Origin of the sequence: Burkholderia sp. BCC1993, assembly GCF_905339865.1 — a bacterium.
GTDB lineage: Bacteria > Pseudomonadota > Gammaproteobacteria > Burkholderiales > Burkholderiaceae > Burkholderia.
Genome location: NZ_CAJPGZ010000008.1, coordinates 21,081 through 44,985 on the forward strand (window position 1 = coordinate 21,081; position 23,905 = coordinate 44,985).

Here is a 23,905-nt window from a genome sequence, read left to right on the forward strand (position 1 = left end):
CTGCTGCGTCGCCTTATAATTCCGCCATGAATGAAACGACCGTTGACCATCGGACCCGTGTCGCGGCAGAGCGTCGCGAGCGCATGCGTGCCCGGCTGATCGAAAGTGCGATGCTGGTGTTCGCAGAAAAGGGCGTCGGCGCAAGCGTCATCCAGGACGTCATTGCTGCCGCGGACGTATCGCAGGGTACTTTCTACAAGTACTTCCGTACCAACGATGATCTGCTCGCGGCAGTGACGCAGGAGCTGAACGACGAGTTGCTGCGCCTGATCGAAACGGAAGTCCACGGCTATGGGGATCCGGCGCTGCGCATCGCGTGCGGTGTGCGCATGTTCCTGCACGCCGCGCGCGCGTATCCGCTGCTGGCGCGCTTCATTTGCGCGGCCGGCCTGCATTCGGCGGGGCCGAGCAGCCTGATTTACGTGTTCCTGCCACCCCACATCGAACAGGGGCTGGCGCTGGGACGTTTCAGCGATGTCGGCGTCGGAACGGCACTCGACGTGATCGCCGGAACCGCACTCGCGACGATCCTCAGAATCACCAACGAAGGCCCGCAAAACGTCGTTCCGGAGCCCGTGGTCGCAGCAATTCTGCGCGCACTGGGCGTCGGGCACCTCGAGGCGGAAAAGTTGGTCGAAACGGCATTACCGCCGATTGAAACACCCGTTGCGTCACTGCTCGAACGCGGACATGCACGGATGCAGGCCCAAGCGCAGCCCGCGATCTGACCGCTTTGGGAATGCTCGGTCCAGCACGAAGCGTCATGCTCGGTGACGATCGCCGGGCCTCATCCGTCGGCGACGAGTTTCGCGGTGCGCCTTCAATCCTGGTGACGCGCCGGTCGAGCGCGATCGACGTGCATGGTGTCCGGCACGACGAGGACCTTCCCTGTATAGCGTGTTGCCATTTCGATTCGGCGATGCCAATCGTCGCCAGGTTCGCAGGTCCTCAGTGATGCGATATGGAGCGCGCGTCAAGCGCACGACCGGCAAACGCCGACTTGCCACGGCGAGATCCGGGAAAACGCTCCAAAGACAGCGACACGCTCGTCGGTAGCCACCGTCTGGCACTGGAAGAAACTGCGTGTGAGGTAGTCGTCGGTATTCGCGGGATAGTCGCGAAGCCGGTCTTTCATGCGACGCCCCCGTGGGTTGCGTCCGAAATGACGCCCACGACATCGCCGCGCGCTATTCCACTTCGACAAGCGCCGGCTGAACAGCGCAGGCGTCGCATCGCCCCCGTCAGCTGACGGGTACCGCACGAGCGCTCGGGGTGGCTTGGCCGCCGCCTGCGTCACCCCATTGCGTCACTGTGCCGTCTCGGCCGCATCCACAACGGGCAGCGGCCGGCTTGCGATCTTCTCGGCTTCCGCGCGTTTGAGCCCCAGCGTATGGAGCAGCGTCGCCGCCGTGCGTTCCGGAAAATGCTCTCCGCTGAAGCCGAGTTCCTTCAGGACACCGGCTGCCGGTGCGCCCGGAGCGACGAAGTTGAGTTCGGCGGCAATCGCGGTCAGCACCGTACCGCCGACCGAAAGGAAGCCGACGAATGGGTCGGCGACCACGAAGCGCTTCTCGGCGATACCGCGCTCCATGTCCCGCAGCAGGCGTTGACCCAGGCCAAGCGTCAGGACGCGCGCCGAAAAGCCCTCGCGTATCAGGAAGTGTCCCCACACCGGCTCGCGCCGCGCGCGCATCAGCGTATGTCGCACCGAGACGGAAATGATTTCCGCCGGGTCGGACAAGCCGCTTGCCAGCCGATCGAGCGAATCCGCGAACTCCTCGAATACCGATTCCACGAGGGTCGCGTAGATCGCCTCCTTCGATTCGAAGTGGTTGTAGAACGAGCCGAAGCCGACGTCGGCGGCCTCGGTGATTTCGTTGATGGCGACGCCTTCCATGCCCTTCTCCGCCATCAGTCTGAGCGCGGCATCCAGCAGGCGGGCGCGGGTCTCCCGCTTGCGGCGCGCGCCACGCGGCTCGCGCTCTTCGGCGACCGCGGGACTGGATGCTTCCGGAGCGGAGCGCTTTGGTGTCCGGCGGCTCGGTGTATTCGTCATGACGTTTTCGATCCTTGTTCGTGCCCAAGTATAGATTCAAATGTCTACATTGACAAAATCATCATCTATGATTTTAATGTCATCAAGGACGGCCGAACACGGCCTCGGGAACCGATCGAACGACGAATGGAGATACGGTGGAGACACACATGCACACGGGCGCCAGCGCGTCCAATCACAACAGCTCGCAGTCGTCGCCGAAGTGCGGGCTGCCTTCGATGCCCGGTGTATTGATCGCAGGATTCAGGCCGGTCGGTGCCGCATCGGCCCATTTTTCGGCCGGTCACGGCATCGGCGACGAGGCGCGCCGCTCCCATGCGAAATCGACGAGCGACCTCGCGACATTCATGGTCCGGCCAGTGATGTCGTGCGACGGTGAGATTGCACGCCTGCCGTTGCGCGGCAGGCCCCTCGATGCGACGGCGCCTGCCTTCGCGATTGTCATTCGACCTGCCTGATTGTCATCCGCCATGAAACTGACCACCCCACAACCGGCTCGCCACCCGCACCCCACAACGAAGGCATCGGCGCTCGCCTATCTGATCTTCGATCGCCCCGATCTCGACGAAGCAGAGCACTTTCTCAACGACTTCGGTCTCCGAACGGTGCTGCGGGATGACACGCAACTGCTGCTGCGCGGAACCGGCACCGCACACTTCTGTTATGTCGTTCGCCACGCGCCGAAGGCCCGCTTCGTAGGCTTCGGATTGCAGGTCGACAGTCGTGCCGATCTGGAGGCGCTCGCCAAAGTCCCTGGTGCGTCGGAGATCGAGGCATCGGATTGGCCAGGCGGCGGCCTCCGGGTGCGGCTCGCCGATCCGTCGGGTTTTCGGGTCGACGCGATTGCCGGCCAGACCCGGGCCGACACGTTGCCGCACCGTGCCGCGCTTTCATTCAACTCGGTCGACACGCCGTTGCGGATCAACGAAACGCAGCGGCCGCCGGCGAGCGCGCCCGAGGTCATTCGGCTCGGACACGTCGTGCTCGAGCTCGCCGACTACCAGGAAACCTGCGCGTGGTACACGCGACATTTCGGGTTCATCCCCAGCGATGTCCAGGTGCTGCCGGACGGCTCACCTGCGGTTGCCTTCATGCGGCTCGATCTCGGCGACCGGCCGGCCGACCACCATACGCTCGCGCTCGCCCAGGGGTTCGTGCCGACTTATAGCCACAGCGCGTACGAGCTGGTCGACGCCGATGCCGTCGGCATGGGCCAGCGCATGCTCCGCGACAACGGATGGGCGCACGCGTGGGGCATCGGCCGGCACATTCTCGGCAGCCAGATCTTCGACTATTGGCAGGACCCGTGGGGCGACAAGCACGAACACTATTGCGACGGCGACCTGTTCACGGCCGACGAGCCGACGGGCGTGCACGCGGTCAGCCGCGAAGCGATGGCGCAGTGGGGCCCGACGATGCCGCGCAGCTTCACGAAGCCCCGGCTCACGCCGTCGAGCCTCGCGGCGCTGTTCCGCAACCTGCGCCGCAGTCCCGATCTGACGGTCAGCAAGCTGCTGACCCTGGCGAAGCTGTTCGCCTGATCCCCAACCGCCCATTCGACTCACGAGAGATCATTCATGTCACTGCATGTCCTGCACTTCCGGCATCATGGCCGCGCCCAATGGGGTGTGGTCGCCAACGGCGCCGTCACGCCGATTCCCGGCGACTTCGAGACAACCGCGAGCTTTCTCGCGGCGAATCCGGTTGAACGACTCGTCTCGCTCGACGGACCGACGATTCCGGAGTCGGACGTGGAGTGGCTGCCACCGGTGACCGCCAACCAGCAGTTCGTTTGCCAGGGTGCGAATTATCGTCGGCACATGATCGAATCCGGCATGGATCCGGACGCGAAAAAGTTCAACATGATCTTCACGAAGGCGACGAGTTGCATCGTCGCCGCCGACTCACAGGTCGTGAAACCCCGGCACGTCCGGTTTCTCGACTACGAAATCGAGCTCGGCCTCATCCTCAAGCGCGACATCACGTCTCATCAGCAGATCACGGACGCGAACCTGCACGACTATGTCGCCGGCACCGTGATCGTCAACGACTATTCCGCGCGCGATGTCCAGATCCCGCAGATGCAGTTCTACAAGGGCAAGAGCTTCCGGACGTTCGGCCCGGTCGGCCCCTATCTGTGCCTGCTCGAGCGGCATGACTTCCCGAAGCTGAACGCGCTCGACCTGACGTTGACCGTCAACGGCGCGGTCCGCCAGCAGGACTCGACATCGAACCTCGTCTACGGTCCGGCGGAAACGTTGACCGAGTTGTCGGGCGTGCACGACCTTCGCGCCGGCGACCTGCTCGCGACCGGCACGCCGGCCGGCTGCGCACTCAGCATCCCGTCGCCGCTCAAGCAGCGAGCTGTCGCGCTCTTTCCCGAATCCGTCAAATGGAAGATGTTCATGAAGGTGCAGGCGGGGCGAGCGCAGTATCTGAAGGCCGGAGACATCGTCGAAGCCCGGATCGCGAGCCGCGACGGATCGATCGATCTGGGCGTGCAACGTAACGAGATCGTGGACGAAGCAGCATGAACGGCATCGCGACCCAAGACGACGTGCTGGCGATCGAAGCGCCGGGCCTTCCGCCGGACCTTCCGGCCAGCACGTACGAGATGATCTGCGCCGGTGCGGCCATCGATCCGTCCGCCCCCGCCCTTTCCTTTTTCATGACCGCCGACGCGCACCGCGACGCCGAGTGCTGGACCTATCGCGAGCTGGTTCGTGACATCACGCGCACGGCCAACATGTTCGCGCGCCTCGGTGTGGATTCGCAGTCGGTGATCGCTTATGTGCTGCCCAATCTGCCCGAAACGCATTTCGTGATCTGGGGCGGACAGGCGACCGGCATCGTATGCGCGATCAATCCGCTGCTTGAAGGCGAAGCGATCGGTCAGCTGCTCAAAGCCGCCGGCGCCAACGTGCTCGTGACGCTCGCGCCATTTCCCGGGACCGATCTCTGGCAAAAAGTCGCGGACATCCTTCAGGAGGTCGAGCCGCTGCGGCATCTCGTGCTGGTCAACCTGGCCGATCGCGTGCGGGGCATGGCGCAGTCGGCGGCACGCACGCTCCAGCACGACGCGTGCGCGCAGCTGTACGGCGATGGCGGTTTGCGGAGCGCCGTGCCTGCGCACATCCAGATCCACGACTTCGGTACGGCAATCGCGCAGGAATCCGGTACGGCGCTCGACAATGCGCGCCGCATTCACCCCGGCGACATGTCCTCTTACTTCTGTACCGGTGGAACCACCGGGTTGCCGAAAATCGCGATGCGCAGTCACGGCAACGAAGTGGCGAATGCCTGGAGCGCAGGGCGGTTTTTCGGCGACAGTATCGGCCCCGGCAAAACGACTTTTTGCGGCTTGCCGCTCTTTCACGTCAACGCCGCGATGGTGACCGGCCTCCTGCCTTTCTCGCGCGGCGCCCATGTCGTGCTCGGCACACCGCAGGGTTACCGGGGCGACGGTGTCGTCAAACGCTTCTGGGAAATCGTCGAACATCATCACATCAATTTCTTCAGCGGCGTCCCGACGCTTTATGCTTCGCTGCTCGACATTCCCGCCGACGATCATGTCATCGACTCGCTCGAATACGGCCTGTGCGGTGCCGCGCCGATGCCGGTCGGCGTCTTCAGGGCCTTCCAGGAAAAAACGGGCATCCGGATTCTCGAAGGTTACGGCCTGACCGAAGGAACCTGCGTGAGCAGCGTCAACCCGCCGAACGGCGAGCGTCGGCTGGGATCAATCGGGCTTCGCATCCCCTTCCAGGCGATGAAGGCAGTCGTCGTGGACGATGCGGGACGGTATCTGCGCGACTGCGCAGCCAACGAGGAGGGGTTGCTCGTCATCTCCGGGCCGAACGTGTTCACCGGCTACACGCGTCCCGACCAGAACGAGGCCCTGTGGCTCGATCTCGGCGACGGCAAGCGCTGGCTCAACACCGGCGACCTCGGCCGCTGCGACATCGACGGTTACTTCTGGCTGACCGGCCGCAAGAAGGAGTTGATCATCCGCGGCGGACACAATATCGACCCGGCGACGATCGAGGAACCGCTGCATCGACACCCGGCGGTCCAGATCGCAGCGGCGATCGGGCGCCCCGATGCCTATGCCGGCGAGTTGCCGGTCGCGTATGTTCAGCTCAAGCCGGGCATGACCGCTAGAGAACACGATCTGGAAGTGTTCATGCAGCAGGAGATCGCGGAACGCGCTGCCCTGCCCAAGCACGTCCGAATCGTCGAGGCGATCCCGCTCACCGGCGTCGGCAAGATATTCAAACCGGAACTCAAGCGCCGCGAGACGAGTGACGCACTCCGCGCGGCATTGGACGAGGGCGGAGCGCCAGGCGCATCAGTCGACGTCTCGACCAGTAATTCCGGCGGAATGTCGGTCTCGGTCGAGCTGAGCGATCCCGGGCTCGAGACTGCCGCGCGCTTCGTGCTGGGGCGTTTTCCGTTTGCGTTCTCGATCTCGTTCGCAGCGGAACCCATTCGATCGTCCGGTCCCGCAGCAACAGATCTGCGGTGACGGAGGCACGCGACTAGCCGCGACAACACAAACTCCAAGAGCGGCTCGTTACGATCAATAAGGTATCCAAATTAACTGCAGTTATTTAATCGGATCGAGACAGAGGAGACACACGATGAATTTGACGCGAATGACGAATTTCGCAGGCATGTCGGTTTTTGTCTGCACGGCTGCACTTGCCGACAACGCAGATGCGCAGACGGCCGGAAGCATCACGACGTCGGTTGGATGGCTGCACGTCGCGCCCCAGGGCGACGCGACGCCCCTGACCGTGCAAAGTGTCGGCGGCGTAACGGTGAATCAGCAAATGGCTGGTACCGGGGCGCATGCCAGCTCGACGGATACGATGGGCATCACCACCGAGTACTACGTCACCGACAACATTGGTGTCGCCATGCTGTTTGGACTGCCACTGACAGTCAATCTGGTCGGTGACGGGACGTTGCAGAAGTACGGAACCCTCGGCACGACAAGGCCGATGCCGCCCGCCATCGAACTTCGATATCACCTGTTTTCAGCTGAATCGAAATTCCGTCCGTACGTAGGACTTGGCGTCAACTACACGTGGTTCACCCAGGTTCGGGCGACCAATCGCCAGTTCGTCACCGACAGCTTCGGGCCGGGCGGCTCGGCGCGCGCGACACTCAGTTCATCGTGGAACCCGGTGTTCGAGCTCGGGGCGAGTTACGCGATGACCAAACATTGGTCTGTCGGTGCTTCCGTCGGCTACATGCCGGTGAAGACCCACCTCACGTTATACGGACAGACCGCGACCGGCACGCAGATCGTTTCCACATCGACGCTCCGACTCAATCCCGTCAACGTTTTCCTGAACGTCGCGTATACGTTCTAGCGGGTGCGCCCCGATGCCAGCCCCCCGCATGGAAGCAACACTTTGGATCGAACGATGAAACGACAGGCTCTCAAGACCATTCTTTTTGCATTGCCCAAGGTTCTGGACCTGACGGCGCGCCGCTTCCCCGCTTATCGCGATCGCCTCAAGGAGCGCAATCTCGTCGCGTGGATCGGGCTCATGGATCAAAGCATCGGTCGCGCCATCGAGTTCAGGAATGGCCGCATTCGGTCGCGCGCCGGCAAGCATCCGCGGCCCGATGTGCGCATGGCCTTCAAGGACGTCGCCACCGCCCTGAAGTTCCTTTCCCCGAACCCGGACCAGGGCGAGATCGTCCACGCCGCCAAGAACTTCAAGGTGGTCACCGAGGGCGAGGACGAACTGCTGGTTTGGCTCATGCAAACCCTGAGCATGATGCGCACGGTCGGCCTGACGATGGGCACGCCCATGCGCGACGGCACCCGACGCTACACCACCTGTACCAATGGGGGCCCCCTGTTCGTCTACGTCAAGGATGGCCGCATCGTCCGCGTGACGCCCATCGAGCTGGACGATACGGATGCGTCAAGCTGGGTGATCGAGGCACGTGGACGCCGCTTCAGCCCGCCACGGCGCGGACTGGTCGCGCCCCACGCGTTGACCCTCAAGTCGCTGGTCTACTCCGACAAGCGCATCCTTCACCCGATGAAACGGGTCGACTTCGACCCGGACGGCGAGCGCAATCCGCAGAACCGGGGCAAGTCCGGCTATGTGCAGATCAGCTGGGACGAGGCCCTGGACATCGTCGCCAAGGAGATCAACCGGCAGAAGCGTGTTCACGGCCCCGGCTCCATCACGTTCCCGATGTCGTCCCACCACCAGTGGGGCAACGTCGGCTACTACCTCAGCGCGCTGACGCGCTTCGCCAACCTGATCGGCTTCACCCGGGTCGCCGCGAATCCGGACAGCTGGGAAGGCTGGTACTGGGGCGCCATGCATCATTTCGGCAACTCGATGCGCGTCGGCGTGCCCGCCGGCTACGGGGGCCTCGAGGACGGTCTCAAGGAAGCCGAAATGATCGTCTTCTGGTCCTGCGACCCCGAAAGTACCAACGGAGCCTACGCAGGATTCGAGGGAACCCCGCGCCGCCTGTGGGCCAAGGAACTCGGCATCGAGTTCGTTCACATCGACCCGCACTGCAATCCCACCGCACAGCTGCTGGGCGGCCGCTGGATCCCGATCCGGCCGCAAACCGATGCCGCGCTGGCGACCGCCATCATGTACGTCTGGACCGTGGAGGGCTTGTACGACAAGGATTACGTCGCGACGCGCACGACCGGTTTCGACGATTGGAAAGCCTATCTTCTGGGCGAAACCGACGGTACCCCCAAGACTCCCGAGTGGCAGGAGAGCGAAACCGGCGTGCCGGCCAAGGATGCCCGTGCGCTTGCGCGCCTGTGGGGGAAGAAGAAGGTGCATCTCGCCGTCGGGATGACCGGCGCGGGATTCGGTGGCGCGGGCCGAGGGGCGACCGGCGCGCAATGGGCGCGCTGCATGATCATGATGATGTCCATGCAGGGCTGGGGCAGGCCGGGGGTGAATTTCGGCTGCCTCGAAATCGGCGTCCCGCACGATCTCCAGTTCTACTTCCCTGGCTACGCGGACGGCGGCATTTCAGGCGACCTGGCGTGGACCGCCAATGCGGTGGACAACTACCAGCGCATGCCGCATATCCTGACCATGAATCCCGTCAAGCAAATGGTGCCGCGACAGCAGATGCCCGATGCGATCCTCAACGGTCACGCCACCGGTTATCTCTGGGACGGCATGTCCCAGGAAGCCCAGTTTGCGCCGTTCACGTACCCGATGCCCGGCTATTCGCCGATCCACATGATCTATCGCTACGGCGGATCCGCGTTCAGTACCGTGACGAATTCCGGCCGCTGGACGCAGGCCTACCGGCACTCGAGCATCGAGTTCGTCGTCAATCAGTCGATCTGGATGGAAGGCGAAGCCCAGTTCGCCGACGTCATCCTGCCCGCGTGCACTTCGCTGGAGCGCTGGGACATCGGAGAATGGGCGAATTCGGGCGGCTACGCCCACCACGGGTATGGCACGGTCAACCATCGCATGCTGACGCTGCAGCACAAGTGCATCGAACCCCTGGGCGAGTCCCGCTCCGACTACGACATTTTCACTGCCATCCTGACCCGGTTGGGCCTGGGTGGCATTTTCACCGAAGGCTGTGGGGATCTCGACTGGGTCAAGCGCGTCTTCGACTCGTCGGATCTGCCCGATCACATTTCGTGGCGCGAATTTTGCCGCAAGGGCTATTTCGTCGTGCCGCCCGAAAAGCCCGAGCTGCGCCATCCCGTGGACATGCGTTGGTATGCGGAAGACAGGAAGAAGGACCTGCCGGAACCTCATCCGCTGCCGTCACAGTTCTCGGAACAGTTCGGCAAGGGCCTGCAGACGCCGAGCGGCAAGCTGGAGTTCGTGCCCGAGTTGCTGAAGCGACACACCGCGGACAATCCGGAGCGACCACCGCTCAACCGATATATCCCCTCCTGGGAGGGGTTGCGCTCGGACCTGGCTTTGCGCTACCCGCTGCAGTTGATCGCCACCCACAGCCGCTACAGCTTTCATACCCATTGCGACGGCAAGAATTCTGCGGTGAACGGCATCGACGATCATCGCGCACTGATCGCGGGGCACCGGTTCTGGCTGCTGAGGCTCAATCCGGCTGACGCTGCTGTTCGACGCATTGCCCATCGCGATCTCGTCAAAGTACACAACGACCGTGGCGCCGTGATCTGTGCGGCCGATGTCTCGCCCCTGGTGAACGCTGGAGTGGTGAAATCCTACGAGGCGAGCGCTGAATTCCAGCTGATCGAAATCGATGGCGAGCAAGTCGAGATCGGCGGTTGCATGAACATGCTGACCCCCGACCGGCCGCAGACCGCCGGCACCAGCAGCATGAGCCCGAATTCCTGCCTGGTGCAGGTCGAGAAATGGCGCGGTGCCGAAGCATTCATGCTCGGTCGCGCAGCGTGAGGAATTTCAAATGAGCAAGTGGAACCTGATCATCAACGTCGGCCGTTGCGAGAACTGCCAGAACTGTGTGATCGCCGCGCGGGACGAGCACGTCGGCAATGACTTCCCCGGCTACGCGGCACCCGCCGCGGCCAGTGCCGAGAGCCCCATCCGCATCCTGCGTCGTGTACAGGGTGCTTCGCACATGATCGAGACCACTTATCTGCCGGTCATGTGCAACCACTGCGACGACGCGCCCTGCATGCGTGCGGGCGGCAGCGCCGTTCGCAAGCGCGCCGACGGCATCGTCATCATCGATCCGGACAAGGCGCGAGGCCGGAAGGACATCGTCAAGGCATGCCCTTATAAGGCGATCGTCTGGAACGAAGAGCTGCAACTGCCCCAGATCTGGATCTTCGATGCGCATTTGCTCGACCAGGGTTGGTCCCGCCCGCGTTGTCAGCAGTCGTGCCCCACCGATGTCTTCGAGACGGTCAAGCTCGATGACACGGCGATGGCCGAGAAGGCCACGCGCGAGGGACTCAAGGTATTGCGGCCCAACCTGGGCACGAAGCCCCGCGTGTGGTATAGCGGCCTCGAGCGGTGGGAAACGTGCTTCGTCGGCGGAAGTGTCAGTGCCCAGGCAGGAGACGTGGTCGAGTGTGTCACGGATGCGGTCGTCGCCTTATATGCAGGTAATCAGCAGGTAGCCGAAACCGTCTCGGACGGCTTCGGCGATTTCCGGTTCGACGGCCTGGCCAGGGGCAGCGGCCTCTACAGAGTCCACATCCGGCATGCCCTCGGCAATGCCTGGCGCGAGTGCAAATTGGGCGACAGCGCTTACCTGGGCGAGATCAGGCTCAGCCATTCGACAAACACCGTGGCGATCGAGTGCTCATGATCCGGGCGAAACTGGACGCTGCGGTGACCGACGGTGAGCGAATCAGAAAAAACAAGGCCGGGCAGAACACCCGGCTCTTGGTAACGCCATGCCGCATGCGCACCGCGCAAACGCCGGCACGCACGCGACCACCCGGTCGTCAGACCGCCATCACCGTCACCGACTTCGTAACGAGATACGGCTCCAGCGCTTCCGGCCCGCCTTCCGACCCGTAGCCCGAATCCTTCACGCCGCCGAACGGCATTTCCGGCCAGGGCGTCGCCGGCTGGTTGATCCACAGCATCCCGACTTCGAGGCGCTGCGTCAGCAGGTGCACGTTCGCGAACGAACGCGTGAACGCGTAGCCGGCCAGCCCGAACGGCAGACGATTGGCTTCGGCGATCGCATCCTCGAGCTTGTCGAAACCGCGGATCGCCGCGACCGGGCCGAACGGCTCGTTGTTGAACACGTCCGCTTCGAGCGGCACGTTCGCGATCACGGTCGGCGCGAAGAAGTTGCCTTCCGAGCCGATCCGTTCGCCGCCGGTCTCGATGCTCGCGCCGACCTTGCGCGCGTTCTCGACCACCGACACCATCGCGGTCAGCCGGCGCGGGTTCGCCAGCGCGCCCAGCGTCGTGCCTTCCTCGAGGCCGTTGCCGACCTTCAGCCCCTGCGCATGCGCGACCAGCGCACGCGTGAATTCGTCGCGGATGCTGTTGTGCACGAGGAAACGCGTCGGCGAAATGCACACCTGGCCCGCGTTGCGGAACTTCGCGCCACCGGCGGCCTTCACCGCCAGCGCGACGTCCGCGTCCTCGGCGACGATCACCGGCGCGTGGCCGCCCAGCTCCATCGTCGCGCGCTTCATGTGCTGGCCCGCGAGCGCCGCGAGCTGCTTGCCGACCGGCGTCGAGCCCGTGAACGTCACCTTGCGGATCACCGGATGCGGAATCAGGTACGACGAGATTTCCGCCGGATCGCCGTACACGAGACCGACCACACCGGCCGGCACGCCCACGTCGACGAACGCGCGCAGCAGCGCGGCCGGCGATGCCGGGGTTTCTTCCGGCGCCTTCACGAGGAACGAACAGCCGGTCGCCAGCGCGGCGCACAGCTTGCGCACGACCTGGTTGACCGGGAAATTCCACGGCGTGAACGCCGCGACCGGTCCGACCGGCTCCTTCACGACGGTCTGCTGCGCGCCGAGATTGCGCGGCGGCACGATCCGGCCATACACGCGGCGGCCTTCGTCCGCGAACCATTCGATGATGTCGGCAGCCGACAGCACTTCCACACGCGCTTCGGTCAGCGGCTTGCCCTGCTCCTGCGTCATCAGCTGCGCGATCGTGTCGGCGCGCTCGCGCACCAGCGCGGCCGCCTTGCGCATCGTCGCCGCGCGCTCGTGCGCGGGCACCTTGCGCCATGCTTCGAAACCGCGCTGCGCCGCGGCCAGCGCACGATCGAGATCGGCGATGCCCGCGTGGGCCACCTTGCCGATCGCCTTGCCCGTCGCCGGGTTCACGACGTCGATCGTCTTGCCGCTCGCGGCGTCGACCCACTCGCCGTCGATCAGCAGTTGCGTATCCGTATAAGTCACGTTAGCCATCCAGACACCCCAGTTTTACGTCGATAAAACGCGCGCGGCCGCGAACGGCCGCACGCCGGTTGACAGAGAGAGCTGTGCCACCGGGCGCCCTGCACCCGGCAATGTTCGACGACGGGCGCGCGGCACGCATGCCCGTCGTCATCCGCCACGGTCGGTCGCGCTCAGCGCGCGGCCGCCGTCGCCTTGCGGAGTTTCGCGACCTCCGCCGCCTGCACGGCCGGCGCGCCGTTGTTCCAGCCGGCGCGCATGAACGTCAGCACGTCGGCGATCTGCTGGTCGTTCAGCTGGTTCGCGAACGCCGGCATCGGGTACGCGGACGGCACGCCACCGATCACGAGCGACTCGCTGCCGTTCAACGTCACGTTGATCAGCGACGCGGCATCGGCCTCGAGCACGTTCGGGTTGCCGGCGAGCGGCGCGAGCAGCGGCGCGTAGCCGCGGCCGTCCGCACCATGACAATGCAGGCAGTAAGCGTTATACACCTTTGCGCCCGGATCGTTCGCCGGCCGGCCCAACACGACCTGCGTCGCCTTCGGCTCATAACGGTAAGGCGGCGCGCCCGTGCCGCCCGCTGCCGGCAGCGATTTCAGGTAGCGGGACATCGCCGCCAGATCGTCGTCGGTCAGTTCCTGCGTGCTGTGGTTGATCACGCTGACCATCGAGCCGAACGCGGTCGCATGCCGGTTCGCGCCGGTCTTCAGGAATTGCGCGATATCCGCATCGCTCCAGCGGCCGAGCCCGGTATTGTGTTCGCCGGTCAGGTTCGACGCGAACCAGTTGTCGATCGGCGCGCCCGACAGGAACGCCGAACCGCCCTCGTCCAGCGCCTTCTCCTGGAAGCCGACACCGCGCGGCGTATGGCACGATCCGCAGTGCCCGAGCCCCTGCACGAGATACGCGCCGCGGTTCCACATCGCGTCCTTGGCCGGCTTGTCGGCATAAGGCGCCGTATCGAGGAACACCATGTTCCACAACGCGAGCGGCCAGCGCATGTTGAGCGGCCACGGGATGTCGGACGCCCGGTTCGCCTGCTTCACCGGCTCGACGCCGTGCATGAAGTACGCGTACAGCGCCTTCACGTCGTCGTCCTTCAGCTTCGCGTACGACGGATACGGCATCGCCGGATACAGGTTGTGGCCGTCCTTCGCGACGCCCTTGCGCAACGCGTTCGCAAAATCGGCTTCCGTATAGCCGCCGATGCCCGTGTCCGGGTCGGGCGTGATGTTGGTCGTGTAGATCGCGCCCATCGGCGTGACCATCTTCAGGCCGCCGGCGAACGGCGTGCCGCGCGGCGCGGTGTGGCACGCGACGCAATCGCCGGCCTTCGCGAGATACGCGCCGCGTGCGACCAGCGCGCTGTCGGCGGCTGCCGCTTGCGCGGCGTGCGCCGCCGTGCCGGCCATCAGCGCGGACATCGCGATCAACGACGTGCCGAACGTGCGAGCGGCGCGACTCAGGCGGTTCAGACGATTCGAGGTGAGGTTTCGCATGGTTCGTGCCCTCTCCTCAAGCCGTCTTCAGCTGGCTGCCGACCGGCAGCTTGCGCAGCCGCGTGCCGGTCGCCGCGAAGATCGCGTTCGACACGGCAGCCGCGGTCGCCGCGGTGCCCGGCTCGCCGATTCCGCCCGGCGCCTCGGCGCTTTTGACGAGATGAACCTCGATCGGCGGCGTCTCGTTGATGCGCATCATCCGGTAGTCGGTGAAGTTGCTCTGCACGACGCGGCCGTCCTCGATCGTGATCTCGCCATACAGCGCGCCCGTGATCCCGAAGATGATGCCGCCCTGCACCTGCGCCTCGATCGTGCTCGGATTCACGGCCATCCCGCAGTCGACCGCGCACACGGCACGCTTGACCTGCACTTCGCCGCCTTCCACCGCGACGTCGATGACGATCGAGAAGAAGCTGCCGAACGCGTGCATCACCGATACGCCGCGCCCTTGCCCCTTCGGCAGCGGCGTGCCCCAGCCGGCCGCCTTCGTCGCGACGTCGAGCACGTTGCGCGCACGCGGCGTCTTGTCGAGCAGCGCGCGGCGGTACTGGACGGGATCGGTCTTGGCCTGTGCCGCGAGTTCGTCGATGAAGCTCTCGACGACGAACGTGCTGCGGGTCGGCCCGACGCCGCGCCAGAACGCGGTCGGCACGTGGCGCGGTTCCTGGCGCACGTAGTCGATCAACTGGTTCGGCAGGTCGTACGGCAGGTCGTTGGCAACCTCGACCGCGTCGGGATCGACGCCGTCCTTGAAGGCCGGCGGTGCGAAGCGCGCGAGGATCGACGAACCGACGATCCGGTGCTGCCATGCGACCGGCTTGCCGTTCGCGTCGAGGCCGGCCGAGATCCGGTCGTAGTAGTACGGGCGATACATGTCGTGCTGGATGTCTTCCTCGCGCGTCCACACGACCTTCACCGGCGCGTTGACCTGCTTCGCGATCTTCACGGCCTGGCCGATCATGTCCGTTTCGAGCCGTCGGCCGAAACCGCCGCCGAGCAGGTGGTTGTGCACGACGATCCTGTCGGGCGCGAGACCTGTGAGCTTCTGCACGGTGTCGACCGCCCGCGTCGGCACCTGCGTGCCGACCCAGATCTCGCAGCCGTCGCCGCGCACGTGCACCGTGCAGTTCACCGGCTCCATCGTTGCGTGCGCAAGGAGCGGCTGTTCGTACACTGCATCGATGCGCGTCTTCGCGTTCGCGAACGCGCGGCCGACGTCGCCGTCCTTGCGCGCGACCGCGCCCTTCCCGTTCGCGGCTGCCTGCGCGAGATCGGCGACGATGTCCTTCGTCGATACCTTCGCGCCCGCGCCTTCGTTCCACTTCACGACGAGCGCCGACGCGCCGCGCTTCGCGGCCCACGTGTGATCGCCGACCACCGCGACCGCGTTGTCCGCGCGCACGACCTGGCGCACGCCCGGAATCTTCTTCGCGGCCGTATCGTCGACGCTCGCGACCGTGCCGCCGAACACCGGGCTGTTCACGATCACCGCATACAGCATGCCGGGCACGCGCACGTCGAGCCCGAACTGCGCGGTGCCGTCGACTTTCTCCGGCGAGTCGAGCCGCTTCACCGGCTTGCCGATCAGCTTGAAATCTGCCGGCTGCTTCAGCGCGACGTCCTTCGGCACCGGCAGCTTCGACGCGGCGTCCGCGAGCTGGCCGTACGATGCGCGCCGGCCGCTCGGCGTGTGCTGCACTTCGCCGTTCACCGCCCGGCAGGTGGCCGGATCGACGTTCCATTGCTTCGCCGCCGCCGAAACCAGCAGCGTGCGTGCGGTCGCGCCCGCGCGGCGCAGCGGTTCCCACGCGTACCGCACCGAGGTCGAGCCGCCCGTCAGTTGGCCGCCGAGCAGCGGATCGAGGAACAGCTTCTCATTCGGGGGCGCATGGTCGAGCGTGACGTTCGACAGCGGCACCTCGAGTTCCTCGGCGATCAGCATCGGCAGCGCCGTGTAGACACCCTGGCCCATTTCGACCTTCGGCATCACCAGCGTGACCTTGCCGGCGCGGTCGATCTGCACGAACGCGTTCGGCGCGAATACGCCGGCGCGCGCGCTTTCGTCCGCATCGCCGCCGATCACCGAGCGCCGTGCCTCATCGCCCGCCGCCGGCATGCTGAAGCCGAGCAGCAGGCCGCCGCCCGCCGCCGCGCCGAGCGACATGCCCGCCTTGAGAAACGAACGGCGCGACACGCCCGCGCCGGCCCGACCTGCTTCGATCAGTCCTCGCGACATGTCAGCCTCCGCAGAGCCGCCTCAAGGAGGCTGACCGCCCCCTCGGGGGGCAGCGAACAAAGTGAGCGTGGGGGCTGTTTCATCTCATACTCCCTTCGCAGCGTGTTTGACCGCCGCGCGAATCCGGTTGTAGGTACCGCAGCGGCAGATGTTGCCGGCCATCGCCGCGTCGATGTCGGCGTCGCTCGGGTTCGGGTTCGATGCGATCAGCGCGGTGGCCGCCATCACCTGCCCGGACTGGCAGTAGCCGCACTGGACGACGTCGAGCTCGCGCCATGCCTGCTGGACCTTCTGCCCGGCCGGCGTCGCGCCGACGGCTTCGATCGTCGTGATCCTGCGGCCCGCGACGGCCGCGACCGGCAGCACGCATGCGCGTGCGGCGACGCCGTCGAGATGCACGGTGCACGCGCCGCATTGCGCGATCCCGCAGCCGAATTTCGTGCCGGTCAGGCCGACGACGTCGCGCAAGACCCACAGCAGGGGCATGTCGTCGGGGGCGTCGACCGTACGGTTCTCGCCGTTGATGTTGAGGGTGACCATTCAGACTCCGGGGCCGGTGTATTGGGGAAGCGGCGCGAACGATGCGCTGCGCCGCGTTGTCGTTGTCATTGTCATTGCCGTCGCGTCATGCGTGACGGTTGCCGCGCGGCCCGGGCGGGCGCGAGCCGCGACGACGGTACCGCGTCGTTACTCGGCCACGTCGACGCCCGACAGCACCTTGATGACGGGCGGTGCCGTGAACCAGTCGGCCGACTTCACGCGGAATTCCGTGAAATGCGGGCTGGCGAGGTGCGCGTCGAACGCGGCCTGGTCGTCGTAGATCTCGTACAGGTGCAGGTTCGGCGAACCGTCCTGCTCGCGGAACAGGTCGTAGCGCCGGTTGCCCGGCTCGACGCGCGTCTTGGCGACCATGCTGCGCAATTCGGCCTCGGCGGCCTGCGCGTGTTCGGGTTTCAGGAACAGGGAAGCAATCACGTGAAGCGCCATCTTTGTCACTCCTTTCGAAACGGAATCGAGCATGCCACAAGGCGGCGTCTCGCGACGCCAGCATGCAATCGTCGTGTGTCGTCTTGCGCCGGTGTCAGGCCAGTTCGTCCGGACCCACGCGCACGACGACCTTGCCGAAATTCTTGCCGGCGAGCAAGCCGATCAGCGCATTCGGCGCATCGGCGAGATCGGGGATGACATCCTCGAGCGCCTTCACCTTGCCCTGCGCGAGCCACTCGCTCATCTCCTTCAGGAACAGCGCGTAGCCCGTCGCGTAATGATCGAAAATGATGAAGCCCTGCATCCGGATGCGCTTGCGCAGGATCGTCCCCATCAGCAACGGCAGGCGATCGGGGCCGGCCGGCAACGCGGTGTCGTTGTAATGGGCGATCAGCCCGCATACCGGCACGCGCGCATGCTCGTTGAGCAGCGGCCACACCGCGTCGAACACGGCGCCGCCGACGTTCTCGAAATAGACGTCGATACCCTTCGGACAGGCTTCCTTCAGCCGGGCGGCGAATTGCGGATCGCGGTGATCGATGCAATCGTCGAAGCCGAGCGTGCCCTTCACGTACGCGACCTTGTCGGCGCCGCCGGCGACGCCGATCACGCGGCAGCCCTTCAGCTTCGCGATCTGGCCGACCACCGCACCGACCGCCCCGCTCGCGGCGGCAACGACCACGGTTTCGCCGGCCTTCGGCTCGCCGATCTTCAGCAGCCCGGTGTACGCGGTGAACCCCGGCATGCCGAGCACGCCGAGCGCATGCGACGGATGCGCGAAGTCGCGGCCGAGCGGAATGAGACCGCTGCCGTCCGACAGCGAATAGTCCTGCCAGCCACCGCGCGCGACGACCAGGTCGCCTTCGCGATACGCGGGCAGGTTCGACGCCACGACACGGCTGACCGTGCCGCCGACCATCACGTCGCCGAGCTCGACCGGCGGCGCATACGACGGCGTGTCGCTCATCCGGCCGCGCATGTACGGGTCGAGCGACAGCCAGACGGTGCGCAACAGCACCTGGCCGGCACCGGGCACCGGCACATCGCCGGTCTCGGTACGGAAGTCGTTGGGGGTGGGCGCGCCGACCGGGCGCGCGTTCAGGATGATTCTGCGGTTTGCTGCCTTGCCTTGCGGCATGGGAACCTCCGTCAACAGGAAGGGACGTGCACGGGCACGATCGGATCAACGTTGGACAACCGTGATGCGCGGGGCTACGCCCTTGCCGGCGAATCAGCCGGCGGCGGGGCCGCCGCCTCGCGGGTAAAACAATGTGATTTCAGCATAAGTAGACCAGTCGTCTATAACCCACACAAAAAACAGGGCGCGCCTGCGCGCGCCCACATTACGACTGCACTCCGTCGGGCTCGAAGGACGGCAGGTTCAGCATCCGCCGTGTTTCGAGCATCGCGCGTTCGAGCGGTTTGCGGTTCCGGTGAATCTTCTCCAGCAGCGTCGCACCCAGCCACAGCTCGTAAAGGATCGCGGCCGTATGCGCCGGATCGTCGACGCCGCCCAGCGAACCGTCAGCCAGCCCGGCCTCGATCCCGCCCGCGAGCCGCTCGATGATCTGGCCTGTGCCGCGCCGCAGGACCGCGCGCATCGCCTCCGACAAATCGGACACTTCCGCGCCGAGCTTCACCGCGAGGCACTTGCCCTCCGGATCGTCCGCGCACTGCGTGCGCAGCCAGTTGCCCCAGTACGTCATCAGGCGCTGCGCGCCCGTGCCGGCCGGGTGCTTGAGCAGGTTGTCGAGGTGCTCGAGATAGCCTTCGAAGTACGATTCGAGCAGCGCCTCGCCGAACGCCTCCTTCGAGCCGAAGTAATGGTAGAACGAGCCCTTCGGGATGCCCGCCGCGGCGAGAATCTCGTTCAGACCGACCGCCGAAAACCCCTTGTGGAGCATGATCGGCTTCGCGATATTCAGGATGTGCTGGCGGACTTCCGCGCCTGAAGATGCATTCATGATGGCGTATCTTAGCAACGATTAGACCGGTCGTCTAGTAACGTCGAGCCGGCAAGTTGAGCGGCACTTTACCCGAATCGCGCCGCATCGCGGCCGCGTTGTCACCGCACCGTGGCGCCCACGTCACGCGGGTTTGGGAGCGCGCTTCCTCGCGACCGGTTTCGCCGCACGCAGGCTGCCGCCCGCCGGTCGACCCGGCGCCCGGCGCGCGGGGGGACGTGACGCGCGTTCGGCACGCAATGCGTCGAGTTCGCCGACATGCGCGGCATTGGCCGCGCGGGCCCCGTCGAGCTGGCCTTCGAGCATGCCGCAGCGGTGTTGCGTGTCGGCCAGTTGCGCCTGCAGCGCCGCGAGATCCTTGCGGTGCTGCGTATCGCGCTGTTCGGCGCGAGCCGTGGCCGCGTCGAATTCCTTCTGAACGCGTGCGGCCGCGAGCCGTTCGCGGTCGACCTCCTGAAGCGCTCGCTTCTCCGCTGCACGCAAGCGTTCCTCGGCCCGACCCGCGTCGTCGCGCAGCCGGTCGAGTTGCGACGTGAAATCGGCGCGCGCCTGCGCCAGCGCGCGATCGGCGTCCGCGTTGTCGGACTTCAGCCGCTCGACTTCCGCTTGCAGCGCGCGGCGCGATGCTTCGTCGGCCGCCCTCGCCTGCTCGAGTTCCTGGATGCGCACCTGGGCCGCCAGCAACGCGCTCGTGCGGTGCTCCAGCGCGGTTTCGGTGCGGGACAGGTCGACTTGCAATGCGGCGACCTCCGCTTTCGCCGCGGCCCGCTCGGCTTCGACTTCGGTGCGCAGTGCATCGAGCGCTGCGGCGGCATCGGTACTCGAGCGGCGCCACAACGCGGCGACGAGCTCGCCCGCTGCCGCCTGCAGATCGGCCGGCAAGTCCGGATGCTCGATGCGCACCCGGCTCTTTTCCCGCAACTCGGCCCAGAACTCGCCGAGAACCGCCGTCGGCGTGCTCATGCTGCCCTTGCGCACGAGCTGGTAAAGGCGGTTCGCGGTGGGCGTGACGCCGAAACGGAAGAACATCAACGCGCAGACCTCGCGATAGAGCTCGCGGGTTTTCGGGAAATCGGCCCTCAGGCGGTCGATTTCGGCGATCAGGCGGGATTCGTCGGCAGCGAGGTCGGACATGACGGTTTGAGTCGGTAGTTTCGTCAATAATATAACGTAAACCGTTAGATATCCAATTAACCTGCGCCTGTCATTTGACATTATTTCTATAATGTTGAATTTCCATGGGTGAGCTTCGTTATTTCCGTACCTGACTCGCTACCTCGCTGCTCCCGTCGACGTATTGCGTCCTCTGATCCCGGCCGCGCCCGCAACGCGGAAAGCGCCCCTCCCGGTCAACACACGCCCTCCCGTCTCTTCCGGTTCGCGTCCAAGTCGCCCCACCCGATAAGCATCCGTTAAGAATCCAGCCCGCATAGTGGCGCCCAGTCCTCGCCCGAGGCCTCCGACCCGCGCCGCAACGCATGCATGACGGCGCCTCTTCAAGGAGCGATCCGTGAATCCGCGCCCTCCCGTCGTATCGACGACCCTGCTGAACAAGGTGCCCGCCGTCACCGCCATCTTCTGGATCATCAAGATCCTGTCGACCACCGTCGGCGAAACCGGCGCCGACTATCTCGCCGTCCGCGCCGGGCTCGGCGTGCCCGTCACCGACGCGTTGATGGCCCTGCTGCTCGTCTGCGCGCTCGTGCTGCAGTTCCGCGCGAAAGCCTGCGTGCCGTGGCTGTACTGGCTCAACGTGGTGCTGGTCAGCGTCGTCGGCACGCAGATCACCGACGCGCTGACGGACGGGCTGGGCGTCAGCCTGTACGCGAGCACCGCCTGCTTCGCCGTCGCGCTCGCGGCCTTGTTCGCGGCCTGGTACCGGAGCGAGCGGACGTTGTCGATCGAGACCATCGTCACGACGCGTCGCGAAGCGTTCTACTGGGCCGCGATCCTGCTGACGTTCGCGCTGGGCACGGCCGCCGGCGATCTGGCCACCGAAGCGCTCGGCCTCGGGTTCCGGCTCGGCATCGTGTCGTTCGGCGCGGCGATCGCGCTGGTGGCCGTCTCGATGCGACTGGGCACGAATCGCGTGCTCGCGTTCTGGCTCGCCTACATCCTCACGCGCCCGCTCGGCGCGTCGCTCGGCGATTTCCTGTCCCAGGCCCGCGAATACGGCGGCATCGGGCTGGGTGCCGCGACGACGAGCGCGGTGTTCCTGACGTCGATCGTGCTGCTGGTCGCATGCACGACGCTCGCCAACCGGCAGGCAAGCGCGCGATGACCGTCGCGTTGTCTTGCCTTGTCGCATACCCCGTCCGACCCTCCAAAGGAAATGACATGCTTACTCGAAAACTGATGTGCGCCACGATCGTCGCGGCACTCGCAGCCGGCCCCATGTCGATGCTGCTCGTCTCGCCCGTCCATGCGGCAACCGCCGCGAAGCTTGGCGACCTGTCCGCGTTCCGCGGCATCGCGACGGACTCCCGGAAGCTCGTCAACGCGGGCAATCTCGCCGGCGCGAAGACACGCATCAAGGATCTCGAGACGAAATGGGACGATGCGGAGCCGTCGCTGAAGCCGCGCTCGGCTGCCGACTGGCATGTGATCGACAAGGCGATCGACCGTGCGCTGGCCGCGCTGCGCGCCGACAAGCCAGACGCCGCGACATGCCGCCAGTCGCTGGACGATCTGCTCGCGCTGCTGAAGTAAATCGCCGCGATGGACGCCCGGTCACGCCGCGCGTCCGTTGTCGGCGCCTGCCGCGATCCGCGTCGTGACGATGCGTGCGACATCGGCCGCGCGATGACTTGAAGCGCCCGATGCACGCCATCGGCTGCGCATCAAACGAACGAGGCTCGCACCGTGCGAGCCTCTTGTTCGTGATGCCGTGATCGCCGCAACGCACACGTCGACCGCAGTCGACGTATCGGCAGACGAATGCGCTCGATATCGATGCGGCGGTGTGCGACGTGCCGCCCCGATCAACCCAGCGGCACCACGCTCCCGAGCAGGATCCGCACGAGCGTCGCCTGGCGCGTCACGCCCGTCTTCGAGAAGATCGCGCGCAGGTGCGTGCGCGCCGTGTTCTTGCTGATCCCCGATTCCTCCGCCGCCTCCTCGAGCGTCAGCCCGTTCGTTAGCAGCAGCGCGAGCGACGTCTCGGCGGGTGTCAGGTCGAACAGCTTGCGGATGATTTCCTGCGCGCCCTGCGGCTTGCGGTCGGGGTCGCGCAGGAACAGCGTGACGGCCGGCCGGCGCTTGTTGTCCTCCGACCAGTCGGACAGCAGCACGGTGCGCACCAGCAGCCCGAGGCGCGGCTTGTCGAAGCCGCGCGTGATTGGCATCGCCTCGACGATCGCCGCGGCCGTGCCGTGGTGCCCCATCACCGCGTGGCGGATCAGCCGCTTGAGCGTGCGGTTCTCCTGCGCATCGGTCGCCTCGATCGTGCCGCGCGCAATCGTCAGACCGTTGTTCTGCTTCAGGATCTCGTCGGCGACGCCGTTCATGTCGATGATCGTGCCGTTCTCGTCGAGCGTGATCGTGCCGATCTGCATCCGGTTGATCGCGTTGGCATAGATCGACCGCTCGACCTCGGCCGTGTCGAGCCGCGAATGCAGTTCGACCGCACGCTTCAGGTGCGGCAGCAGCAGCGCGCAGATCGCCTTGTCGCGCGCGGAGAACTGCTTCGACGCATGATTGCGGCACACGCGGAACCGGCACTCGACGCCCGACGGCGTGCGCAGGTCCGCGCCCAGGATGTAGCGCACGTCCTGCGGCTTCAGGAACTGCTTGTACAGTTCGCTCGACAGCCAGCCCGTATCGCCGAACACGTCGTCGACCGTGACCACGCGATCGGCCGGCAGGCCGACGAACGGGTCGAGCGAATAGTAGTAGTTGTTGTACGACGCCTCGCCGTCCCCCGGCACGACCGGGCCGAACTCCGATGCATGCACGGACAGCGGCGCGCGACGGTCGCTCGCGGCCGCGCGCAGGATCAGCGTTACGTAGCTGGCCTGCAGCAGCCGGCGAACCATCTCGAGCGCGCCCGCCCACGGCGGCGTTTCCATCGGCCCCTGATAGATGCGCGCCATCAGCTCGCTGAAATCAGCGACGCCGATGTCGGCCTCCTCGCTCGTTGACTGGCTCTCTTGCGGGGCCCATCTCGTCTCCATCAGCACGCTCCATCCTCCATGCAACTTGTGTTCGGTGCGATTCGTCCGCGCCGCCATGATTAAGACGTGTCTTAATTCCGGCGTCATCGGGACATTCACTGAATGCCGAGCTTTGGCCATCCGG

Annotated in this window: 20 protein-coding genes; 10 read left to right on the top strand and 10 right to left on the bottom strand. The window is 65.6% G+C overall.

Going from position 1 to position 23,905, the window contains the following annotated elements:
- Window positions 1–26 precede the first annotated feature (26 nt).
- A complete protein-coding gene (locus U4Y91_RS14575) occupies window positions 27–728 on the top strand; it encodes a TetR/AcrR family transcriptional regulator (protein WP_321805599.1) in 702 nt (233 codons plus the stop codon).
- Between the two features lie 578 nt (window positions 729–1,306).
- Here U4Y91_RS14575 and U4Y91_RS14580 read toward each other — a convergent pair.
- Window positions 1,307–2,056 carry a TetR/AcrR family transcriptional regulator gene (locus U4Y91_RS14580; protein ID WP_059813392.1) on the bottom strand — a complete coding sequence of 250 codons (750 nt, stop codon included), beginning with the start codon at window positions 2,054–2,056 and terminating at the stop codon, window positions 1,307–1,309.
- A gap of 149 nt (window positions 2,057–2,205) precedes the next feature.
- Between U4Y91_RS14580 and U4Y91_RS14585 the strand changes: the two genes are divergently transcribed.
- The 7 genes from U4Y91_RS14585 to U4Y91_RS14615 all read left to right on the top strand — a co-directional run bounded on the left by U4Y91_RS14585 (window position 2,206) and on the right by U4Y91_RS14615 (window position 11,347).
- Window positions 2,206–2,514, top strand: a complete 309-nt coding sequence (locus U4Y91_RS14585; protein WP_321805600.1) for a hypothetical protein — start codon at window positions 2,206–2,208, stop codon at window positions 2,512–2,514.
- A 12-nt stretch (window positions 2,515–2,526) separates the two neighbouring features.
- Window positions 2,527–3,597 (top strand): VOC family protein, encoded by a 1,071-nt coding sequence (locus U4Y91_RS14590; protein WP_321805601.1) that lies wholly within the window; start codon window positions 2,527–2,529, stop codon window positions 3,595–3,597.
- 36 nt (window positions 3,598–3,633) lie between these two features.
- Entirely contained in the window at window positions 3,634–4,590 is a 957-nt protein-coding gene (locus U4Y91_RS14595; RefSeq protein WP_321805602.1) for a fumarylacetoacetate hydrolase family protein, read from the top strand.
- The gene (locus tag U4Y91_RS14600; protein WP_321805603.1) at window positions 4,587–6,581 is read left to right on the top strand and encodes an acyl-CoA synthetase; all 1,995 of its coding nucleotides are present in this window, start codon (window positions 4,587–4,589) and stop codon (window positions 6,579–6,581) included. Before U4Y91_RS14595 ends, U4Y91_RS14600 begins: the two co-directional genes overlap by 4 nt.
- Window positions 6,582–6,696: 115 nt before the next feature.
- Window positions 6,697–7,434 (top strand): OmpW/AlkL family protein, encoded by a 738-nt coding sequence (locus U4Y91_RS14605; RefSeq protein WP_321805604.1) that lies wholly within the window; start codon window positions 6,697–6,699, stop codon window positions 7,432–7,434.
- 54 nt (window positions 7,435–7,488) lie between these two features.
- Window positions 7,489–10,467 (top strand): molybdopterin-dependent oxidoreductase, encoded by a 2,979-nt coding sequence (locus tag U4Y91_RS14610; RefSeq protein WP_321805605.1) that lies wholly within the window; start codon window positions 7,489–7,491, stop codon window positions 10,465–10,467.
- A gap of 10 nt (window positions 10,468–10,477) precedes the next feature.
- Window positions 10,478–11,347, top strand: coding sequence for a 4Fe-4S dicluster domain-containing protein (locus U4Y91_RS14615; protein WP_321805606.1), 870 nt, complete (start codon window positions 10,478–10,480; stop codon window positions 11,345–11,347).
- Window positions 11,348–11,486: 139 nt separating this feature from the next.
- Here the strand turns inward: U4Y91_RS14615 and U4Y91_RS14620 are convergent, their stop codons facing one another.
- The 8 genes from U4Y91_RS14620 to U4Y91_RS14655 all read right to left on the bottom strand — a co-directional run bounded on the left by U4Y91_RS14620 (window position 11,487) and on the right by U4Y91_RS14655 (window position 20,743).
- A complete protein-coding gene (locus U4Y91_RS14620; RefSeq protein ID WP_321805607.1) occupies window positions 11,487–12,932 on the bottom strand; it encodes an NAD-dependent succinate-semialdehyde dehydrogenase in 1,446 nt (481 codons plus the stop codon).
- Between the two features lie 161 nt (window positions 12,933–13,093).
- Window positions 13,094–14,347, bottom strand: coding sequence for a c-type cytochrome (locus U4Y91_RS14625; protein ID WP_415750464.1), 1,254 nt, complete (start codon window positions 14,345–14,347; stop codon window positions 13,094–13,096).
- 91 nt (window positions 14,348–14,438) lie between these two features.
- A complete protein-coding gene (locus U4Y91_RS14630; protein WP_321805609.1) occupies window positions 14,439–16,658 on the bottom strand; it encodes a xanthine dehydrogenase family protein molybdopterin-binding subunit in 2,220 nt (739 codons plus the stop codon).
- 84 nt (window positions 16,659–16,742) lie between these two features.
- Window positions 16,743–17,198 (bottom strand): (2Fe-2S)-binding protein, encoded by a 456-nt coding sequence (locus U4Y91_RS14635; RefSeq protein WP_124665917.1) that lies wholly within the window; start codon window positions 17,196–17,198, stop codon window positions 16,743–16,745.
- Window positions 17,199–17,345: 147 nt separating this feature from the next.
- Window positions 17,346–17,645, bottom strand: coding sequence for a putative quinol monooxygenase (locus tag U4Y91_RS14640; RefSeq protein WP_321805610.1), 300 nt, complete (start codon window positions 17,643–17,645; stop codon window positions 17,346–17,348).
- A 94-nt stretch (window positions 17,646–17,739) separates the two neighbouring features.
- Entirely contained in the window at window positions 17,740–18,783 is a 1,044-nt protein-coding gene (locus U4Y91_RS14645) for an NADP-dependent oxidoreductase (RefSeq protein WP_321805611.1), read from the bottom strand.
- Window positions 18,784–18,988: 205 nt separating this feature from the next.
- Window positions 18,989–19,609 carry a TetR/AcrR family transcriptional regulator gene (locus U4Y91_RS14650; RefSeq protein ID WP_124665914.1) on the bottom strand — a complete coding sequence of 207 codons (621 nt, stop codon included), beginning with the start codon at window positions 19,607–19,609 and terminating at the stop codon, window positions 18,989–18,991.
- A gap of 123 nt (window positions 19,610–19,732) precedes the next feature.
- On the bottom strand, window positions 19,733–20,743 hold the full coding sequence (locus U4Y91_RS14655) for a DNA-binding protein (protein ID WP_321805854.1): 1,011 nt from the start codon (window positions 20,741–20,743) through the stop codon (window positions 19,733–19,735).
- A gap of 409 nt (window positions 20,744–21,152) precedes the next feature.
- Between U4Y91_RS14655 and U4Y91_RS14660 the strand changes: the two genes are divergently transcribed.
- Entirely contained in the window at window positions 21,153–21,890 is a 738-nt protein-coding gene (locus U4Y91_RS14660; protein WP_321805855.1) for a hypothetical protein, read from the top strand.
- A gap of 56 nt (window positions 21,891–21,946) precedes the next feature.
- On the top strand, window positions 21,947–22,318 hold the full coding sequence (locus tag U4Y91_RS14665) for a histidine kinase (protein ID WP_415750461.1): 372 nt from the start codon (window positions 21,947–21,949) through the stop codon (window positions 22,316–22,318).
- Between the two features lie 272 nt (window positions 22,319–22,590).
- Here the strand turns inward: U4Y91_RS14665 and U4Y91_RS14670 are convergent, their stop codons facing one another.
- Window positions 22,591–23,781 carry a helix-turn-helix transcriptional regulator gene (locus U4Y91_RS14670; RefSeq protein WP_044843154.1) on the bottom strand — a complete coding sequence of 397 codons (1,191 nt, stop codon included), beginning with the start codon at window positions 23,779–23,781 and terminating at the stop codon, window positions 22,591–22,593.
- Window positions 23,782–23,905 lie beyond the last annotated feature (124 nt).

What these genes read in the sequence shown, in the direction of transcription:
- U4Y91_RS14575 (WP_321805599.1), top strand. Translation starts at nt 27, where the DNA reads ATGAATGAAACGACCGTTGACCATCGGACCCGTGTCGCGGCAGAGCGT.
- U4Y91_RS14580 (WP_059813392.1), bottom strand. Translation starts at nt 2,056, where the DNA reads ATGACGAATACACCGAGCCGCCGGACACCAAAGCGCTCCGCTCCGGAA.
- U4Y91_RS14585 (WP_321805600.1), top strand. Translation starts at nt 2,206, where the DNA reads ATGCACACGGGCGCCAGCGCGTCCAATCACAACAGCTCGCAGTCGTCG.
- U4Y91_RS14590 (WP_321805601.1), top strand. Translation starts at nt 2,527, where the DNA reads ATGAAACTGACCACCCCACAACCGGCTCGCCACCCGCACCCCACAACG.
- U4Y91_RS14595 (WP_321805602.1), top strand. Translation starts at nt 3,634, where the DNA reads ATGTCACTGCATGTCCTGCACTTCCGGCATCATGGCCGCGCCCAATGG.
- U4Y91_RS14600 (WP_321805603.1), top strand. Translation starts at nt 4,587, where the DNA reads ATGAACGGCATCGCGACCCAAGACGACGTGCTGGCGATCGAAGCGCCG.
- U4Y91_RS14605 (WP_321805604.1), top strand. Translation starts at nt 6,697, where the DNA reads ATGAATTTGACGCGAATGACGAATTTCGCAGGCATGTCGGTTTTTGTC.
- U4Y91_RS14610 (WP_321805605.1), top strand. Translation starts at nt 7,489, where the DNA reads ATGAAACGACAGGCTCTCAAGACCATTCTTTTTGCATTGCCCAAGGTT.
- U4Y91_RS14615 (WP_321805606.1), top strand. Translation starts at nt 10,478, where the DNA reads ATGAGCAAGTGGAACCTGATCATCAACGTCGGCCGTTGCGAGAACTGC.
- U4Y91_RS14620 (WP_321805607.1), bottom strand. Translation starts at nt 12,932, where the DNA reads ATGGCTAACGTGACTTATACGGATACGCAACTGCTGATCGACGGCGAG.
- U4Y91_RS14625 (WP_415750464.1), bottom strand. Translation starts at nt 14,347, where the DNA reads ATGTCCGCGCTGATGGCCGGCACGGCGGCGCACGCCGCGCAAGCGGCA.
- U4Y91_RS14630 (WP_321805609.1), bottom strand. Translation starts at nt 16,658, where the DNA reads ATGTCGCGAGGACTGATCGAAGCAGGTCGGGCCGGCGCGGGCGTGTCG.
- U4Y91_RS14635 (WP_124665917.1), bottom strand. Translation starts at nt 17,198, where the DNA reads ATGGTCACCCTCAACATCAACGGCGAGAACCGTACGGTCGACGCCCCC.
- U4Y91_RS14640 (WP_321805610.1), bottom strand. Translation starts at nt 17,645, where the DNA reads ATGGCGCTTCACGTGATTGCTTCCCTGTTCCTGAAACCCGAACACGCG.
- U4Y91_RS14645 (WP_321805611.1), bottom strand. Translation starts at nt 18,783, where the DNA reads ATGCCGCAAGGCAAGGCAGCAAACCGCAGAATCATCCTGAACGCGCGC.
- U4Y91_RS14650 (WP_124665914.1), bottom strand. Translation starts at nt 19,609, where the DNA reads ATGAATGCATCTTCAGGCGCGGAAGTCCGCCAGCACATCCTGAATATC.
- U4Y91_RS14655 (WP_321805854.1), bottom strand. Translation starts at nt 20,743, where the DNA reads ATGTCCGACCTCGCTGCCGACGAATCCCGCCTGATCGCCGAAATCGAC.
- U4Y91_RS14665 (WP_415750461.1), top strand. Translation starts at nt 21,947, where the DNA reads ATGCTTACTCGAAAACTGATGTGCGCCACGATCGTCGCGGCACTCGCA.
- U4Y91_RS14670 (WP_044843154.1), bottom strand. Translation starts at nt 23,781, where the DNA reads ATGGAGACGAGATGGGCCCCGCAAGAGAGCCAGTCAACGAGCGAGGAG.